A 17,342-nucleotide genomic window follows, 5' to 3' on the forward strand; every position below is an offset into this window, starting at 1 on the left:
CGGTTCTTTTACACACCCCTCGAAATTCGCCGACTGGCCATGTCGAAGTTGACGATTGAGACGCAGGAGGATAGCTGGCGACTCCAGTGTCCGAACGGGCACAAGGTCGCACCGACGAACAATCACTGGTACTGCCGCCAGTGCGCACGCAGGTGGGACGACGAAGGGACGCTGGGGATAGAGGAAACCATCGACCAGAAGACTGGGAAACAAGTGTCCGTGATCGAGCACACTTTTACTACACACTCCGTCGAACTGGCAGGTATGTCCACGGCGGACGACCTCAGACAGCGAGTCGAACCGGTCGAGTGCGGGGCGGGCCACGCGGCGGTCGAGATGTACGAGAAGGAGGCCATCGGAAGCGAAATCACGTACGCCTGCCCGACGTGCGGGAGAGCGATCGCCCTGGAACTGCTCGGGAGCGAGGTGGAGCGCGAACTGGTGAACGAGGGGGAACTCGTCTGAGTCGAGGCAGCCGAGACCGGCCAGAGTCCCGTGCAGCCGCTCCGATGGTCGGTCGAGCAGCTGCTCGGGCGTCCGTCCGAACGAGTCGGGTGCAACGCACCCAGCCGGTACGAGAGAACTCTTCGGGCGGTCGACCGATTCGGGCCGCCGATCGACTCGACCCGCCGACCGCTTCGGACCGCCGATCACTTCCACCCGCCGACCGGTTCGGACGCTCGAACGCGCGGATACACCACCAGTTGGGCGGGAACGTTTAGGGGGCTGGCGTTCAACAGTTCTGACATGAACGCACTCGTCGTCGGCGGGAACGGCTTCGTCGGGTCGCACCTCTGCAGGGAACTGGTCGAGCGGGGCCACGACGTGACCGTGCTGGCGCGCAGGCCCGAAGACGGCGACCTGCCCGACGGCGTGGACACGTACGCGGGCGACGTGACCGACTACGACTCGATCGAGGGCGCCTTCGAGGGGCAGGACGCGGTCGTCTACCTCGTCGCGCTGTCGCCGCTGTTCAAGCCGGACGGGGGCGACGAGATGCACGACCGGGTTCACCGCGGCGGGACGGAGCACTGCCTGCGCGCGGCGGCCGAACACGGCGTCGACAGGTTCGTCCAGCAGAGCGCCCTGAGCGCGGACGCCGACGCGCCGACCCACTACCTGCGCTCGAAGGGCCACGCCGAGGACCTCGTCCGCGAGTCGGATCTCGAGTGGGTGATATTCCGGCCGTCCATCATCTTCGGCGAGGGCGGCGAGTTCGTCGAGTTCACCAAGAAACTGAAGTCGTGGTTCGCGCCGGGCCTGCCGGTGTATCCGCTGCCCGGTGGCGGGAAACAGACGCGCTTTCAGCCGATCTGGGTCGGGGAGTTCGTTCCGATGATGGCCGACGCCGTCGAGGACGACGAGCACGTCGGGGAGACCTACCAGATCGGCGGCCCGGAGGTGCTGACGCTCCGGGAGGTGACCGAACTGGTCTACGAGTCCGAGGGGAGGTCCGTCTCCATCGTCCCGCTGCCGATGGCGATGGCGAACGTCGGCCTCTCCGTCCTCGGCAGCGTCGGCTTCCCGATGGGGAAAGACCAGTTTCGGTCGCTGCGCCTCGACAACACGGTCGATTCGAACGACGTCGACGCGTTCGGCGTCGACGAGCGCGAGCTCCGCACGTTCCGGTCGTACCTGGGTCTGCCGGGCTGACGCGCCCGTCTTTCGGCGACCCGTCGAACAGTGCTTCCGGGTAGCCGAGTGCGTCTCCGGATTCTGGCAACTGGACGACGAATAAATCCCGCTCCCAATTCCTCTCAATGAGTTTTCAGCTCGATCGCGTTCGGACGGGGAAAGCACTGCTTACCGGCCCGCAGTCGTGCGATTTCGAAAAAACCGATTCGTGTATTGACAGCATCACGTTCGATAGCCGGGCAAAAAGCTTATAGTCGCGATGGGACTGTTTATTTCTCAACGGTAACGGCAGCTATGAAATTGGCGATGATCGGCTTCGGGCAGGCCGGCGGGAAGATCGTTGACAAGTTCCTCGAATACGACGAGGCTACGCAGAGCGGTATCGTCCGCTCTGCGGTCGCGGTCAACACTGCCAAGGCGGACCTGCTCGGGCTAGAACGAATCCCGGAGGAGAATCGAGTACTGATCGGCCAAGCGCGCGTGAAAGGTCACGGCGTGGGCGCCGACAACGAGCTCGGCGCGGAGATCGCCGAGGAAGACATCGACGAGGTCCAGGGGGCGATCGACAACATCCCGGTCCACGAGATCGACGCGTTCATGATCGTGGCCGGACTGGGCGGCGGGACCGGCTCGGGCGGTTCGCCGGTGCTGGCGAAGCACCTCAAGCGCATCTACACCGAACCCGTGTACGGACTGGGGGTCTTGCCCGGCGGCGACGAGGGCGGTATCTACACCCTCAACGCCGCGCGCTCGTTCCAGACGTTCGTCCGCGAGGTCGACAACCTGCTCGTGTTCGACAACGACGCCTGGCGCAAGTCGGGCGAGTCGATGGAGAGCGGGTACGAGGAGATTAACGACGAGATCGTCCGACGCTTCGGCGTCCTCTTCGGTGCCGGCGAGGTCGGCTCCGGCGACGAGGTCGCCGAGAGCGTCGTCGACTCCTCGGAGATCATCAACACGCTCTCGGGCGGCGGCGTCTCGACGGTCGGGTACGCCGCAGAGCGAGTCGAGGAGAACGACTCCGGCGGTCTACTCTCTCGCTTCAAGGGGGACGACGACGGCATCGACGACGGCGGGATGGAGACCGCCAACACGACCAACCGGATCACGTCGCTCGTCCGGAAGGCGGCCCTGGGTCGCCTGACGCTCCCCTGCGAAATCGACGGCGCCGAGCGCGCGCTGCTCGTGATGAGCGGTCCGTCGAACCACCTCAACCGGAAAGGCATCGAGCGCGGCCGCAAGTGGCTCGAAGAGCAGACCGGTTCCATGGAGGTCCGCGGCGGCGACTACCCGGTTCGCGAGAACAACGTCGCCGCGTCCATCCTGCTGTCGGGCGTCCACAACGTTCCGCGGATCAAGGAACTCCAGCAGGTCGCCATCGAGGCACAGGACAACATCGACGACATCCGGCAGCAAAGCGAAGATAACTTAGAGGAGTTGGTGGAAGATGACGAAGATGAGTTGGACCCGCTCTTCTAAGAGCGCTGCGTTGGTCGTATTGCTCGCCCTCTCGCTGGCGGCGGCCGGGACAGCCGGAGCTATCTCCGTCCAGGCCGGCGAGGTCCCCGAGGACTCTCGGGTCGGCGAGACGGTGACGACGACGGTGACCATCGAAGACCCGTTCGTCGACATGAACGACCAGTGGACGCTCCAGGGGAGCACGGAACTGGAGAACGTCAGCTGGACGATCACCGTCCTGCAACAGGGCGAGCGGGTCGAGCAGTACAACTTCGGCGAGCAGTCCTTCGAACAGGAACTGAACGCCAGTAACGGCGGCGACACGGTCGAAGTCGAGCTCACCGGCGACACGCCGGCCGTCGAGAACTACACGTACGAACCGCCCGAGACGTACACGCTCTACGACTTCGACGCCGTGGAGGGTAGCTCGACGAGCGGCCTGAACGCGACGCAGGTCCACCACTACACGAACGACAGTCGCGACGCGCGGACGGCCATCGACGACGCTGCGGCCGCCATCAACGAGTCCGGCGGCAACAGCGACGCAGAGAACGACCTGAACCAGGCGATCTCCGCCTACGAGAACAGCAACTTCGAGAACGCCCAGTCGCTGGCCGGTGACGCCCAGAGCCAGGCCGAACAGGCCCAGCAGTCCGCCCAGCGGACGCAGACCATCCTGATGGGCGTCGGCGCGCTGCTCGTCCTGCTCGTCGTCGTCGGCGGCGTCTACTACTGGCGCTCCAACCAGGACCAACCCACGAAGCTCCAGTAGATGCGCGTCGTCGTTCCGTTCGCACCCGAGCGGCCCAAGACTCGCCTCGCGCCCGTTCTCAGCGAGGCCGAGCGGGCCGAATTCGCGCGGACGATGCTCGACGACGTACTCGACGCGCTGTCCGCGCTCGACCGTGAGCGTCGCGACTCGCTCGACCTGCTCGTCCTCGCGACGGCGCCCGTCGACTGCGACGCACCGGTGACCGTCGACGACCGTCCGCTCACCGCGGCCGTGAACGCGCAACTCCCCGACAGCGCCGACGACCCGCCGACCGCGGTCGTCATGGCCGACCTCGCGCTGGCGACGCCCGACGCGCTCGAACGGCTGTTCGCGCCCGACGCGGACGTGGTGCTCGCACCGGGCCGCGGCGGCGGGACGAACGCGCTCGTCGCACGCGACCCCGACTTCGCCGTCGACTATCACGGCGCCTCCTTCCGGGACCACCGCGAGACGGCCCGCGAGATCGGCGCAGACCTCGCGGTCGTCGACTCCTTCCGCCTCTCGACGGACGTCGACGAACCGGCGGACCTGGTCGAGGTCCTGCTCCACGGCGAGGGGGCGGCCCGCTCGTGGCTCGACGACGCGGGGTTCGACCTCGCGGTCGCCGAGGGTCGCGTCGATGTCGAACGGAATTAGGGCCGATTCAGAACGAAATTCGGACAACGGTTTTCACCGGGCGAGCCTGTGATCCACACGCACGGGCCGGTCCCGTGCCGCTGGGTCGCGTCTCGTGCCGCGCCCGGACTGTACCGAGCTGGCCCCCCACCCTGCTCCCAGTCGCTTCGTCGTCCGCGGGCCGCGGGGGCACGTGCGGTCCGCCGTTCCGCGGCCGGCGACGCGCCGGGTCCGTCGCCGGCCGTCCATTGTTCACCCCGTTTGTCCGCCGTCGGACTCCGACCGCGTCCGCGGGACCCCGTCTGGCCCCCTCGGCTCTCCGAACCCGCTGTGCCTCGTCGCCGGGAACGTCAACACTTTGTCCGTCGAACGTGCACGGGCGACTGTGATACCCGGCGCGGACGAGTACGACGTGGACGTTAGCCCCTCTCAGGAGGCCATCGAGCGCCTGCTCGCAGTCGGCCCCGACGACGTCGACCCGGCCGACGAGCTGACGTTCGCCCGCAACGTGTTCGTCCCGCTGACGACCGCGTGTCGGTACACCTGTACCTACTGCACCTACTACGACCCGCCCGGCCAGGCGACGCTCATGTCGCCCGAGGAGGTCCGCGACGTGGTCCAGACGGGCGCCGACGCCGGCTGCACGGAGGCGCTGTTCACCTTCGGCGACGACCCCGACGACCGCTACACCGCGGTCCACGACCAGCTCGACGAGTGGGGCCACGACTCCATCCACACCTACCTCCGCGAGGTCTGCGAGATCACCCTCGACGAGGGGCTGCTCCCTCACGCCAATCCCGGCGACCAGACGCGCGAGCAGATGGCGACCGTCGCCGACGTGAACGCGAGCATGGGCGTCATGCTCGAAACCACCGCCGAGGTGCAGGCCCACGGCGGCCCGCGAGCGAAGAACCCCGGCCAGCGACTCAACACCATCCGCACCGCGGGGCAACTCGGCGTCCCGTTCACGACGGGCATCCTCGTCGGTATCGGCGAGGACTGGGAGGACCGCGCTGAGAGCCTGCTGGCCATCCGCGAGTTACACGACCGGTACGACCACGTCCAGGAGGTCATCGTCCAGCCCGTCCGCGAGAACGAGCGCTGGACGAACGGTTCGCCGGGCGTCGAGACGCTCCGGCGGACCGTGGCGATGGCCCGCTACGCCCTGCCAGAGGAGGTCTCGGTGCAGGTCCCGCCCAACCTCGCTCCCGTCCGCGACGTGCTGGACTGCGGCGTCGACGATCTGGGCGGCGTGTCGCCGGTCACCGACGACCACGTCAACCCCGACTACAAGTGGCCGGCGCTCCGGGAACTCGAGGACGTCGCCGACTACGCTGGCGTTCCGCTCGGCGAGCGACTGCCGGTCTACGAACGGTTCCTGCCCGCTCACCTCCGGAGTCCGAACGTCGAACCCGCCTCCCCGCCGACAGACGCCGACCGCTGGGTCTCCGCACAGATCGAGGAAGCCATCGCCGGCGCCGACGACGCCGGCCAGCGCTACCGGTCCGTGCTCTCGGGCGCGGCGGCGGACTGAGCCGCTCGCTGTCTCCCCGTTCTACCGCCTGATACGCGGCGCGAGGAGCCACCGCCCCGTTCCGTCGCCGTCCGCGATGGGATGTTCGAGCGAGAGCGGACAGCCGCCCTCGCCGCCCCCCACGAACTCGACGCTCACAGGCACGCCGTCGGGGATCGCACCGACGATGTCCCGGAGGTAGTCGACCGAGTACAGCGACTCGACCGGGTCGGCGCCGGCGGGGCCGGGGTCGAGCGCTTCGAGGTCGTCGTCGTCGAATTCGAGGCGCACGTCGTCGGTGTCGCCGCTGGCCGCGACCGCGAGCAGGCGCTCGTCCGGATCGACGGTGACCTCCGCGTGGTCCGCGACGAGAGCCGCTGCCCGGACCGACCGGCGCAGATCCGCCGCGGCTATCACCGCACTCGCGTCGACCGACCCGGCGTCGATCCACTCGACTCGTCTGACGGACTCGGCCGAAAGCGGCGCGAAGGCGTACTCGACGGCACCCGCGTTCACGTCGAAGCGACCGCTCTCGCCGAGCGCGAGTTCGATTCCCTCGCCGTCGGCCATCGCGACGGCGTCGCGGAGTCGGTCGAGGGCCACGCCGAACGTCTCTCCGTCCGCGGTGTACCTGTCGAACGCGTCGCCGTCGAGTCGTAGTTCGGCCATCGCCACGTCCGCGGGGTCGCGCGCGCGGAAGACGAGACCGTCGTCGAAGGTCATCCGACACTCGCTCGCGACGGCCATCGCGCCGTCCAGCGCGGTGGCCAGGGCCGCGGCGTCGACGCTGACGTCGAGCGAGCGGGCTGGCCCGTCGTCGGTCGCAGATGTGTGCTCGTCGGTCGATCCGCTCGGCCGTTCGTCGGTCGGTTCGTCGCTCTGTTCGCCGGTGTCGTCGCTGTCCTGTCGCTGTCGAGGGGTCATGCGTGTGGTCGTGAGTCGCGTGCGTGCCGGGGGAGAAGCGTTATCCGGCCCGTGGCCGAACCGACGACCGGGCGGCGCTTCGCTGCCCCGCGCTGTGCGCGGCCGGCGACACCTGCCAGGGAGTCCGGCCGCGCCGTCGATGCTTCCCGAGCGACTGCGCTCGCCGCCCGGAACCGTGTCTCGTCGTTCCCACAGAACCCGGTTAAACGTTGTGCCGCTTCCGTGAATCGTACCCCGATTCCGGGTATAATAACTTATATAGTGCGAGGATATAATCCAAAACAGAGTATGATAGGGGACGATCGACCGCGGGGGATCCTCTCGCCCGCGGACCGGGCGTACCTGCGGGGCGAGACGGCCTTCGAGAGCGACCAGAGCGAGCGCAACGCCCGGGCGCGGATCCGCGACCGCGTGCTGGCGGGGCTCTACGACGCCGATCTCCTCGCGGACGCGCTCTCGGAGCGCGACCGCGAACTCGTCTTCGGGAAGCACGTCGGCGGTGACCCCGAGGCCGTCCGCGCGCTCATCGGGACGCTCTCGCTGCTGTATCGGGGCGCTGAGGAGGCGGGGCTCGACTTCGGGAGCCTCCTCGAAGAGGGCGTCAGCCGCGCGGAGGCCGACCGCAACGTGGCCGCGGCCGTCGAGTTCGAGGTCCGGCGCGAACCGCTCGACCCCGACAGCCTCACCCGGAAGCTCAGGCGGACGGGGTCACTGACGCTCTCGGAACTCTCGTACCTCCGCGAGGCCGACGACGTGAGCCTCGACCGGCTACTCGACCGCTACGCGACCGACGTCGAGACCGACGAGGCGGACGACGACTGGGTCCAGGCGAAGATGACCAGTTTTTGATCGACGCGGGCGCCACGACCCTCGTCACTCTCCGGCGACGAACCCCGAGAAGACGCGCGACTCGATCTTCCGCAGGTGTTCCCCGACGGTGGCGGGCGAGACGTCGAGTCGTTCGGCGAGGTCGGCGTGGGTCGCCCGCCGGGGCGCGTCGTAGTAGCCTGCCCGTACCGCGGTCGCCAGCACTTCCCGCTGGCGGGCGGTCAGTCGCCCGAACAGCTGGCGGACGCCCGGCTCGTACGAACCGGTCTCGACCACTTCGATCGTCACTCCCTCGGGGATCTCGTCGAAGGCGTCGGTGAACGCCCGCTCCTCGCCGACGAGCGTGACGACCACGCCGCCCTCGGCGGCGGGCTCTATCGGCATCTCGACCATCGGGTCCGAACTACGTCCATAGCGCATGAGTCGGCGCGTGAGGTCGTCGAGTTCGAAGTGCGTGTAGACGAATCCGCGGTCGGGCCCCGTCGTCGTGTACTCGATCACGTGCGGCGAGTCGGCGAGGATCTCACTGTAGCGGTCGATGCCCGCCCGGACCTCCGACAACGAGACACCGGTCTCGCCGTCGATCAGTTCGAGCTGGTGCATCGGCCCCGGCGTGATCGCCGGCTCGTCGGCCACCGCAGCGTCTAGCGGGTGGAAAGCGTCCTCCTCGGCGGGCGTCGCCCGAACCGTCACGTAGCGCATACGCGAGCGAACGGGCGCCCGACTGATAACGCCATTGTATAAACCCGCCTCGTATAACTGGCAACAGACATACCCGGCGAGCGTCGTAATGGAGAGGTGCTGGACGGGCACGGACGCGACGGACCCGGGCGCTCGTCCCGTGTCCGCCCTGAATCTCACCCCCTCTCCCGGTCCGTCGCCCTCGCTGACGTTCGCGCTCCACTCGCTAGCCCGTCGGTTCGCGCTCCCGTTCCTGCCCCTCGTCCCGCCCGTCGCTCTCTACGTCCGTGTTGGCGACCACCTCGGAGCGGTTCCCTACGGAGTCGACACGTCGGTCGCGGTCGCGTTCAGTCGCTGCAGGTGGCGATTCGTCGTCGTCTGGCTTGCTCAGTTCGAGCGTGAGCGGCCGGGCCAGCCGACGAACGAACCCGCCGCTCCGTTCGCGAAGGCGGCCGACGACACCGGGGTCCTCCGACTCGGCCGCGCGGATGGAACTGCCTTCGCGGACGACGACCCCGCGGGATTCGAGTCGCTCGACGGCGGCGTCGACGGCGTCGTCGTCGGCCTCCAGCACTTCGGAGAGCTCACGCCGCGTGTGAGGTCGCTCTTCGACGGTCTCGTGGACCCGTCGCGCGACGTAGTCGTGATACACCTCGCGACCCGTCCGCTCCGTCTCGGTCGCGCCCTCGTGGCGGACCGTCTGGACGGCGTCGGCGACGAACCAGAGCCCAACGAGGACGAACGCGACCGGGAGCCACAGGGTCCCGTCGTCGAACAGGGCCATCGCGACCCCCCCGACGAGGGCGTAGACCCCGATTCCGCCGTTCCTGACGGACTGGCGGACGTCGTACACGTCGGTGACGAGTTCCGTCAGTCCGAAAATTGCGAGGGAGACGAGCGTCGTGATAAACTGCGCGGGGGAGGGACCGAGTACGTACCAGAGGAACGCCAGCACACCGGCCCACTGGAGGGCGGCCCAGAATCCGAGTCGCTCCCGGAGGGCCTCGCGGAGGGTTTCGGCCATCGCTGACGTGTTAGACGGACGAACGGATAGAACCGTCGGACCGAGGCGCTCACTCCGTTCGCACCTCGCGGCTCACGGCGCTTCGCGCCGCTCACATCGAGGTCTCCCTTCGTCTGCTCACGGGCGGCGAAGCCGCCCGTTCGCATGTATGAGGGACCGAAGGTCCCTCACTAGTCGACCTCGCTCCGCTCGGCCACGCGTCAATCGTCGGCGCTGGTCGGATCACTCGCCGCCTCGCCGAGCCAGTCGGGGTCGACCAGCGGCGTCCCGTCGGCCTTCGGACCCAGTTCGGGGCCGTGGGGGGCGTCGTCGGGGTCGATGGGCCGCCGCTGGCGGTAGTCAGTCGATCGCTCGACGGGGACGCGGCCGATGGCGTCGATCATCTCGACGTACTCGTCGAACGAGCGCACCTCGCCGAACTCGCCGCCCGCGCGCTTGGTGATCTCCTCGCTGAGGATGGTGCCCATGAAGTCGTCGGCGCCGCAGGAGAGCATCTTCAGCCCCTGCTCATCGCCGTACTTCACCCACGACGACTGGACGTGGTCGACGTTGTCGAGGAACAGTCTGGAGACGGCGATCAGCAGTTCGTCCTCGTGGGTCGTGGCGCCGGCCTCGACCATCCCCTCCTCGTGGAGCGGCGTGTTCTGGTGGACGAACGAGAGCGGGACGAACTCGGTAATCGCATCCGTCTTCTCCTGCAACTCGCGGATGCGCTCCAGGTGCATGACGCGGTGCATCTCGTTGTCGACGTGGCCGTACATGATCGTCGAGGTGACGTCGAGTCCCACGTTCGCGGCGGCCTCCATCGCTTCGAGCCACTCGTCGGTCCCGATCTTGCCCGGACAGATGACGTCGCGCACCTCGTCGACGAGGATCTCGGCGGCCGTGCCGGGCACCGAGTCGAGACCGGCCTCCTGCAGCCGACCGTACACCTCCTCGTAGGACCAGTCGGTGCCGCGGCGGCCGTGGTAGGCCTCCTCTGGCGTCATCGAGTGGACGTGGACGCCGTCGACGCTCATCGCCTCGATCTGCTCGCAGTAGGTGCCCGGGTCCACGTCGTACTCCTCCGGCGGCCGGTAGTTCAGGTCGCCGCGGTCACTCGCCTCCAGGATCTCGCGGTGTTCCTCGTCGAGGGCGAACGCCGGGTGGAGTCCGGAGACGGACGTGACCTCGTAGATGCCGCGCTCGACGGCCCTGCGGACGATATCGCGGGACTCGTGGGGGCGCTTGGTGAACCCGCCGTGGCTCTCGTCGTTCGCGGAACGGAACTGCTCGGAGCGGTCCTTGAAGTTGCAGAACAGACAGCCCGTGTTGCAGGCGGTCGTGACGTTGTTGTTGAGGTTGGCGACGAAGGTCACCTCGTCGCCGACCACTTCCTCGCGGCGGCGGTCGGCCGCTTCGAGGACGAGTTCCTTGCGTCCGGTGTCGATTCCCTCGTTCTCGGTCCCGGTCGTCAGCAGTTCGACGCCGTCGGCGACCGTCAGTCGCTCGCCGGCGCGCGCCTTCGCCAGCGCGTTCTCGAACGACTGGTCGGTCTCGGGGACGTGGTCGAACCCGAACTCCCCCCGCGGCACGTTGGCCCGCGGGTCGGCGGCGTCTGTCATTGGTCGCTCTCACAGCGTCCAGTGTGATAAACGGCCGGGAACCGGCCGGAGCGCCCGCCGTCTGAGACGGCGATTAGCCGCCGACGTCCGGCAGGACGGAGACGACCGACGTGAGCGTGTCGAGGACGACCCAGGCGACGAAGAGGAGGTACGCGGCCAGCAGCGCGGCCGATTCGGCCGTCGAGAGGGCCAGGTCCGTCCGGAGGACGGTAAAGAGGAGGATCGTCGCGAGCGTGAGGACGGCGAACATCGGGATGGCGAGCGCGAAGTTGAACGTCCACACGCCCACGATGAGGACACCCACCGGGATGGCGACGAGCAGGTCGAACGTGTTCGAGCCGAGGACGTTCGCCAGCGAGGCGACGCCGCGGTCGTCGCGCGCGGCCCGGACGCTCACCAGCGCGTCCGGCAGGCTCGTCGCGCCGGCGGCGACTGTGACGCCCATGATGAACTCGTCGATGCCGAAGGCCAGCCCGATCGCCTCGACCGCGTCGACGAGCTGGTGGACGGCGACGAGGATGACGAGCAGGCCGGCTAGCAGGTATCCCCACTGGCGGCGCGGGTCTACGCCTTCGCCCGCTTCGGGGTCGGCCACGTGGTCGGCGGTGTCCTGGACCTGGATGAACAGGTAGAGGCCGTAGAGGGCGAGCGGGATCATCGCCAGCGACCGGTTCATCTCGCCCGCGATGTGGTCGGCGCTCGCGTCGGGATAGTAGATCACGGCCATCGCGAAGGTGATCACGAGCACGGAGACGGCGAGCATGTAGAACTGCGCCTCCTTGTAGACGAGCGTCCGGTTGGCCTCGATGTCCTCCTCGGTGGAGATGCCCGCGATCGCGGGGATGACGAGGACGTTGAAGATCGCCGAGCCGACGATGGCGCCGGCGCCGAGGCCCAGCGACCCCGTGACCAGCGCCGAGAAGACGACCGTCGCTAGCTCCGGGAAACTCGACCCGACGGCGGCGACGACCGATCCCTGGACGACCTGTGGGAGCCCGTAGTAGGCCGAGAGGTCCTCGCTGGCGGATTCCAGCCAGGAACTGCCCAGCCAGACCGCACCCGTCGTTACCACGATGATGCCGACTGCGAGCCCGATGGATTCGACCATCGGTCCGACGTGCACGGGGCTGGCAAGTAGGTGTTTGGGCGGAGACGCCGGCGTGGAACCCGTCCGTCGCCGCGAGTGAGAAACGTCTTTGGCGCGGGGGAGCGAGACTCCGCTAATGACCTCTGTGAAGGAGTTCCGGGTGGAGCGGGCCGCCACGGCCGACGAACTCGGCCGCGGGGCGTTCGTCTTCACCGACGACTACTCGGTGTTCGACTGGGGGAAGATGCCCGACGAGATCCCCGACAAGGGCGCCTCCCTCTGTACCATGGGCGCGTTCAACTTCGAACTCCTCGAACGCGAGGGCGTCCCGACCCACTACGAGGGAGTCGCCACCGACGCGACCGACGGCGCGGTCTCCCTCGACGAAGCGTTAGACGCCGGCGACGCGCCCCGCGAGATGGTCATCGAACTCACACAGGTGCCCGACCTGCCCTTCGCGGGCGACGACGCCGACGACCCGAGCGGCTACGACTACGCCGCCTACCACGAACAAGCGGGCGAGAATTACCTCGTCCCGCTGGAGATCGTCTTTCGCAACCGCGTCGGCGTCGGCTCCTCGCTCCGTACGCGCACCGACCCCGCCGACCACGGCCTCGACTTCTCGGAGTGGCCCGACGAGGTGGTCGACCTCGACGACCCTATCGTCGAATTCTCGACGAAGTACGAGGAACAGGACCGCTACCTCGGCCGCGACGAGGCCGACCGGATCGCCGGCGTCGCCGACGTGGACGACCTCGCGGCCGTCGCGCGCGAGGTCAACCGGCTCGTCACCGAGCGCGCCGCGGACGTCGGTCTCACGCACGAGGACGGGAAGATCGAGTGTCTCTACTACGAGGGCGAGATCCGCGTCGGCGACGTCGTGGGAACGTTCGACGAGAACCGCTTCTCCTACGACGGCCAGCAGGTCTCCAAGGAAGTCGTCCGCCAGTACCACAAGCGCACCCAGCCCGAGTGGGTCGAGGCCGTCTCCGCCGCCAAGGCCGAAGCCGACGAGCGCGGCGTCGCCGACTGGAAGTCGCTGTGCGACCACGAGCCCGAACCGCTCGCCGACCACGTTATTCAGACCGCTCGCGACCTCTACTGCGCCGGCACCAACGCCTACGTCGGCCGCGACGCCTTCGACACACCCTCGCTCGACGCCGCGGTCGACGCGGTCCGCGACCTCTGACCGCCCGTCGCCTGACCGATGACGAACGGACCGGAAACCGATCGGCGAACGACCGCGCCGCCCGAGACGGACGGCCGGTTTCCCGTCCCGCTTCGCGGCGCCGCCGTCGGTTCCGAGACCCGCTGTGCGCACTACGATTCGCCAGTCGACGTGGTCGCGCTCCGATTTCCCTGCTGCGACTGTTACGGAAAATTCGTGGCGAAAGCCTCGCGCTTCAGGGCGGGGATGAAGCCGACCAACAGTATTCAACCGCTGACGATGTGCAGACGGGGTTCCAACGCAACCTTGAAGACGTCGAACCGTGATAGTATGCGTAGATGGTAAAGAGTACCCGTCATGCGAAATACGAACTCTATTACCACATAGTGTTCGTCCCGAAGTCGGGCGGAACCGAAGGTCCCGCTGACCTCGCGGAACAGGGTTCCGCTCAGTATCGTCGTTCGCACCTGACGGGGAAGACGAAGGAACGTCTCGAAACCATCTTCGATGAAATCTGTGAGGACAAGGGCCTCGAACTTGCCGAGTGCGAGGTCATGTCCGACCACGTACACCTGTTCATCGGGAGTCCGCCGAAGAACGCCCCTTCGCTTATCGTCAACTGGGTCAAGGGCATCTCGGCGCGGAAGTACAACAATCGCTACGACGACCACGTGAAGTGGACGCGTTCGTACTATGTCGGGACGGCGGGAAGTTCCTCAAAGGGCGCTATCGAACAGTACATCGCTGAACAAGAAGGGGGCGACGAATGAAGCGCGTCAACACCTTCGAGGTGGTTCCACAGACCGAGACCGACAAAGAGTGCCTCCGACGGCTCCTCGACGCCTCCGCCTCGCTGTGGAATGAACTCACCTACGAACGCCGTCAGAACTACTTCGGTGACGGCGACGTGTGGGACACCTCCGAGTACCGAGGGCGCTACAATGGTGTCGTCGGAAGCGCGACTGTTCAACAGGTCACGCGCAAGAACGGCGAAGCGTGGCGGTCGTTCTTCGCGCTGAAAGAGAAGGGCAAGTACGCTAACCCACCGTCGTACTGGGGCAACGAGGAGGACGGACGCGAACTCCGCACCTACATCCGATGCAACCAGTACACGATTCAGTGGGGCAAGCGAAGCCGTCTCGAAATCCCCGTCGGGCAAGCACTGAAAGACGAATACGGACTCGGCTACCACGAACGACTCCGCCTCGAACTCCGAGGCAACCCGAAATGGGTCGGCGAACAGGGTCGTCTGGAACTCAAATACGACGAGGTGAGCGACACGTTCAGGGCTTTCCAACCAGTCACCGTCCCTGATTCTCGACTGGATTCACCACTGGCTTCCCACGAAGCCGCCCTCGACGTTGGCGCGAACAACCTCGTCGCCTGTTCCACGACCACTGGGAACCAGTACCTCTACGACGGACGGGAGTTGTTTGAACGGTTCCGCGAGACGACAGACGAGATCGCCCGCCTACAGTCGAAACTCCGAGAGGGGAGCTACTCCTCGAAGCGGATTCGACGACTGTACCGACAGCGCACGAAGCACCGTGACCACGCACAGAACGCGCTGGCGCGCAACCTCGTTGAACGGTTGTACGACGAGGGCGTGGCGACAGTGTACGTAGGTGACTTGACCGACGTGCTGGAAACGCACTGGTCGGTCAGAGTCAATGAGAAGACGCACAATTTCTGGGCGTTCAAGCAGTTCATCCACCGTCTCGCGTGCGTCTGCGAAGAGTACGGCATCAGCCTCGAAGCCGAGTCGGAAGCGTGGACAAGTCAGACGTGTCCCGAGTGTGGCGGACACGTGAAAACGGTTCGCCACGGGGAGACGCTGACGTGTCCGTGTAGTTTCGAGGGGCACGCCGACCTCACGGCGTCAGAGACGTTCCTTCGGGAATACAGCGATTGCGAAGTCAGGCCGATGGCACGGCCCGTGCGATTCGAGTGGGACGACCACGAGTGGTCGGGGAAACCACACCCTCACGAACGTCCCAAAGAAGTGCGCACAAACCCGCAAGTTGCCTCCGTGGGTCGGTAGCCGAACCCCCAGCGGAGGAAACCTCGCGCTTTAGCGCGGGGTGGATGTCAATACCCCTGCTTTCGCTGCCACGACGCGGTGACCGACCACGAACCGGAGCGCGTCCCTCGCGAGGCATTCGACGACCCGGCGGTTCTCTGCGGCGTCTGCGGCGCGACGCTCTCCGTGCGGACGTACCTCGACTGCGACGACGCCTGTCCCGACTGCGGTGCTGCGTTCAACCCGGGCTGTCGCCGCCACCGCGATCGGTACTTCGCCGTCGAGGAGTGACGGCTCACGAAACTTCAAATGCGAGAGCGAGGCCACTCCATCGCGTGACCTGAACGCCGCCGCAGAGCGGTCCGCGGGAGCGCGACACGCCGCCCTGTGAGTTACTTGTGTCGCCTGTTCGCCAGAAACGCGGCTCCCCTCGGCAGACCGACGACGCGTCAGTCGTCCGCTTCGGCTTCCGGTTCGGTCTCGTCGTCCTGGTCGGCGACGTACTCGCCGAGCCCGTCGATCGGTCGGTCGGGGTTGGCCTGTTCGAGGTCTTTGGGCGCGCCGAGCTGCGCGTCGGTCTCCTCCGGGTCGCGGAGCCTCGTCCGCCCGCGGTGGACCGTCACCTCGTCGCTGAGGTGCAAGTCGATGGCCTCCAGCAGCGCTTCGGCCTCCAGCGGCTGGCCGATCTGCTGGAGCTCCTCCTCGGTGGCGTCGTCGGGGACGTTGAACGCCCGCTGGGTGATGATCGGCCCCTGGTCGAGGTCGGTCGTCACGTAGTGGGCGGTGACGCCGGCGATGCGGACGCCCTCTTCGATGGCCTGCATGTACGCCGACGCGCCCGGGAACGCCGGCAGCAGCGACGGGTGGACGTTGATGATGCGGTCCTCGTAGCGGAAGACGACGTCGGGGCTGAGGATGCGCATGTACCGGGCCAGCACGACGAGGTCGGCGTCGTACTCCGCCAGCAGGTCGAGCAGTTCCTCCTCGTCGGGCGTGCCCTTCTCGTCGCCGATGTCGTGGAACGGCACGTCGTACTTCTCGGCGAGCGGTTCGAGGTCGGAGTGGTTCCCGATGACGACCTCGACGTCGGCGCCCAGGTTCCCGCTCGCCCAGGCCTCGAAGATCGCCTCCAGGCAGTGGGACTCCTTGGTGACGAGGACGGCGATCTGCTGCGTCTCCCGGTCGTCCGGGAACCGCACCTGCACGTCGACGCCGAGTTCGTCGCCGAGGTCGTGGAGGTTCTCACGGAGGGTCTCTTCCTTGACGATCATCTCCGAGGTGTCGACCCGCATGGTCATGCGGAAGACGCCCTCGCGGACCGCCTGGTCCAGGTCTTCGATGTTGATGTTGCGCTCGAAGAGCATCGAGGTGATCTCGGCGATGAGCCCCGTGTCGTCCTTCCCGACGACGACGATCTCGGTCAACTCGCGCGTCATCGCGACCACCTCGACCGGTACCGTACCGGCGAGTGCGTACGTGAACGGACAGTCATCGGGTATCGCTGACGCCCGCTAGGTCTAAAGAACCTTCGAGGGAGAACTGCCCGATCCACCGGGGTCGGGCGTGAAGCCTAACATTCGGTCTAGTGTTCCGTCTCCTCGATGTACCGCTCTACCACCTCCTCAGATACCGCACCGGTCATTCCCAGGGAGTACCCGACCTTCTAGAGCCCGCCACCCCAGAAGTACGACCCCAAATCCTCGGGCGACTGTCCAGCGAGTGCTACCAAGAATATTAGTTGAATTATCGAGCAGTATCCGCAGGACTATACTTCGGATCGGACTGGACGAACAAGTGGACGTGGTCGTCAGCGCTCTCCAAGGCGATGATTTCGTGATCGTAGTGATCAGCAGTTTCCGCAAACAGCTTTCGCACAACCTCTTTCACTACGCCGAGGATAACGTGACGGTACTTGGGACGCCACACAAAATGATACTTGAGAGAACTAACCAAGTGTGCGTTACTGCAATATTTTCCCTCGCGAAACCAAAATATTCTTGATAAAATAGGCAG

16 protein-coding genes and 3 pseudogenes are annotated in these 17,342 nt (G+C 66.7%); 12 read left to right on the forward strand and 7 right to left on the reverse strand.

The features are described from left to right. The first annotated feature begins 264 nt into the window (after positions 1-264). The 6 genes from ACMGFE_RS18885 (at position 265) to cofG (ending at position 6,014) form a co-directional block, all read left to right on the forward strand. Positions 265-465 carry a hypothetical protein gene (locus tag ACMGFE_RS18885; RefSeq protein WP_436926810.1) on the forward strand — a complete coding sequence of 67 codons (201 nt, stop codon included), beginning with the start codon at positions 265-267 and terminating at the stop codon, positions 463-465. A 282-nt stretch (positions 466-747) separates the two neighbouring features. Beyond that, positions 748-1,653: a complex I NDUFA9 subunit family protein gene (locus ACMGFE_RS18890; RefSeq protein WP_436926811.1), complete on the forward strand. Its 906-nt coding sequence runs from the start codon at positions 748-750 to the stop codon at positions 1,651-1,653. 276 nt (positions 1,654-1,929) lie between these two features. After that, positions 1,930-3,114: a tubulin/FtsZ family protein gene (locus ACMGFE_RS18895; protein ID WP_436926812.1), complete on the forward strand. Its 1,185-nt coding sequence runs from the start codon at positions 1,930-1,932 to the stop codon at positions 3,112-3,114. After that, positions 3,092-3,865 (forward strand): hypothetical protein, encoded by a 774-nt coding sequence (locus ACMGFE_RS18900; RefSeq protein ID WP_436926813.1) that lies wholly within the window; start codon positions 3,092-3,094, stop codon positions 3,863-3,865. Before ACMGFE_RS18895 ends, ACMGFE_RS18900 begins: the two co-directional genes overlap by 23 nt. Further along, a complete protein-coding gene (gene cofC, locus ACMGFE_RS18905) occupies positions 3,866-4,501 on the forward strand; it encodes a 2-phospho-L-lactate guanylyltransferase (RefSeq protein WP_436926814.1) in 636 nt (211 codons plus the stop codon). It begins immediately after the preceding gene. A 364-nt stretch (positions 4,502-4,865) separates the two neighbouring features. After that, complete coding sequence (cofG, locus tag ACMGFE_RS18910; RefSeq protein WP_436926816.1) at positions 4,866-6,014, forward strand: 7,8-didemethyl-8-hydroxy-5-deazariboflavin synthase subunit CofG; 1,149 nt, start codon at positions 4,866-4,868, stop codon at positions 6,012-6,014. A gap of 21 nt (positions 6,015-6,035) precedes the next feature. On the opposite strand, the gene ACMGFE_RS18915 is transcribed toward cofG, so the two are convergent. Then, on the reverse strand, positions 6,036-6,917 hold the full coding sequence (locus ACMGFE_RS18915; protein WP_436926817.1) for a DNA polymerase sliding clamp: 882 nt from the start codon (positions 6,915-6,917) through the stop codon (positions 6,036-6,038). A gap of 288 nt (positions 6,918-7,205) precedes the next feature. Here ACMGFE_RS18915 and ACMGFE_RS18920 point away from each other — a divergent pair, with 288 nt between their 5' ends. Further along, positions 7,206-7,766 (forward strand): DUF8102 family protein, encoded by a 561-nt coding sequence (locus ACMGFE_RS18920; protein ID WP_436926818.1) that lies wholly within the window; start codon positions 7,206-7,208, stop codon positions 7,764-7,766. Positions 7,767-7,790: 24 nt separating this feature from the next. Here the strand turns inward: ACMGFE_RS18920 and ACMGFE_RS18925 are convergent, their stop codons facing one another. The 4 genes from ACMGFE_RS18925 to ACMGFE_RS18940 form a co-directional block, all read right to left on the reverse strand. Continuing rightward, a complete protein-coding gene (locus ACMGFE_RS18925) occupies positions 7,791-8,447 on the reverse strand; it encodes a helix-turn-helix domain-containing protein (protein WP_436926819.1) in 657 nt (218 codons plus the stop codon). 205 nt (positions 8,448-8,652) lie between these two features. Continuing rightward, a complete protein-coding gene (locus ACMGFE_RS18930; protein WP_436926820.1) occupies positions 8,653-9,450 on the reverse strand; it encodes an MFS transporter in 798 nt (265 codons plus the stop codon). A 200-nt stretch (positions 9,451-9,650) separates the two neighbouring features. Beyond that, positions 9,651-11,054, reverse strand: coding sequence for a 7,8-didemethyl-8-hydroxy-5-deazariboflavin synthase subunit CofH (gene cofH / locus ACMGFE_RS18935; protein WP_436926821.1), 1,404 nt, complete (start codon positions 11,052-11,054; stop codon positions 9,651-9,653). Positions 11,055-11,127: 73 nt separating this feature from the next. Next, positions 11,128-12,162 (reverse strand): sodium:calcium antiporter, encoded by a 1,035-nt coding sequence (locus tag ACMGFE_RS18940; RefSeq protein ID WP_436926823.1) that lies wholly within the window; start codon positions 12,160-12,162, stop codon positions 11,128-11,130. A gap of 115 nt (positions 12,163-12,277) precedes the next feature. Here ACMGFE_RS18940 and ACMGFE_RS18945 point away from each other — a divergent pair, with 115 nt between their 5' ends. The 5 genes and pseudogenes from ACMGFE_RS18945 to ACMGFE_RS18965 form a co-directional block, all read left to right on the forward strand. Further along, the gene (locus ACMGFE_RS18945; protein ID WP_436926824.1) at positions 12,278-13,330 is read left to right on the forward strand and encodes a phosphoribosylaminoimidazolesuccinocarboxamide synthase; all 1,053 of its coding nucleotides are present in this window, start codon (positions 12,278-12,280) and stop codon (positions 13,328-13,330) included. An 18-nt stretch (positions 13,331-13,348) separates the two neighbouring features. Next, positions 13,349-13,516 (forward strand): annotated as a pseudogene (locus tag ACMGFE_RS18950) (CHY zinc finger protein); the annotation flags it as partial. A gap of 131 nt (positions 13,517-13,647) precedes the next feature. Continuing rightward, on the forward strand, positions 13,648-14,079 hold the full coding sequence (gene tnpA, locus ACMGFE_RS18955; protein WP_436926826.1) for an IS200/IS605 family transposase: 432 nt from the start codon (positions 13,648-13,650) through the stop codon (positions 14,077-14,079). Next, positions 14,076-15,350, forward strand: coding sequence for an RNA-guided endonuclease InsQ/TnpB family protein (locus tag ACMGFE_RS18960; protein WP_436926827.1), 1,275 nt, complete (start codon positions 14,076-14,078; stop codon positions 15,348-15,350). The genes tnpA (ACMGFE_RS18955) and ACMGFE_RS18960 overlap by 4 nt, the downstream gene beginning before the upstream one ends. A gap of 27 nt (positions 15,351-15,377) precedes the next feature. Next, positions 15,378-15,620, forward strand: a pseudogene (locus tag ACMGFE_RS18965) (CHY zinc finger protein); the annotation flags it as partial. A 158-nt stretch (positions 15,621-15,778) separates the two neighbouring features. Here ACMGFE_RS18965 and ACMGFE_RS18970 read toward each other — a convergent pair. Continuing rightward, positions 15,779-16,765: a formyltetrahydrofolate deformylase gene (locus ACMGFE_RS18970; RefSeq protein ID WP_436926828.1), complete on the reverse strand. Its 987-nt coding sequence runs from the start codon at positions 16,763-16,765 to the stop codon at positions 15,779-15,781. A gap of 146 nt (positions 16,766-16,911) precedes the next feature. Next, positions 16,912-17,324 (reverse strand): annotated as a pseudogene (gene tnpA, locus ACMGFE_RS18975) (IS200/IS605 family transposase). Positions 17,325-17,342: the final 18 nt, after the last annotated feature.

The sequence above is a fragment of the Halosimplex amylolyticum genome (genome assembly GCF_051414035.1).
GTDB lineage: Archaea > Halobacteriota > Halobacteria > Halobacteriales > Haloarculaceae > Halosimplex > Halosimplex amylolyticum.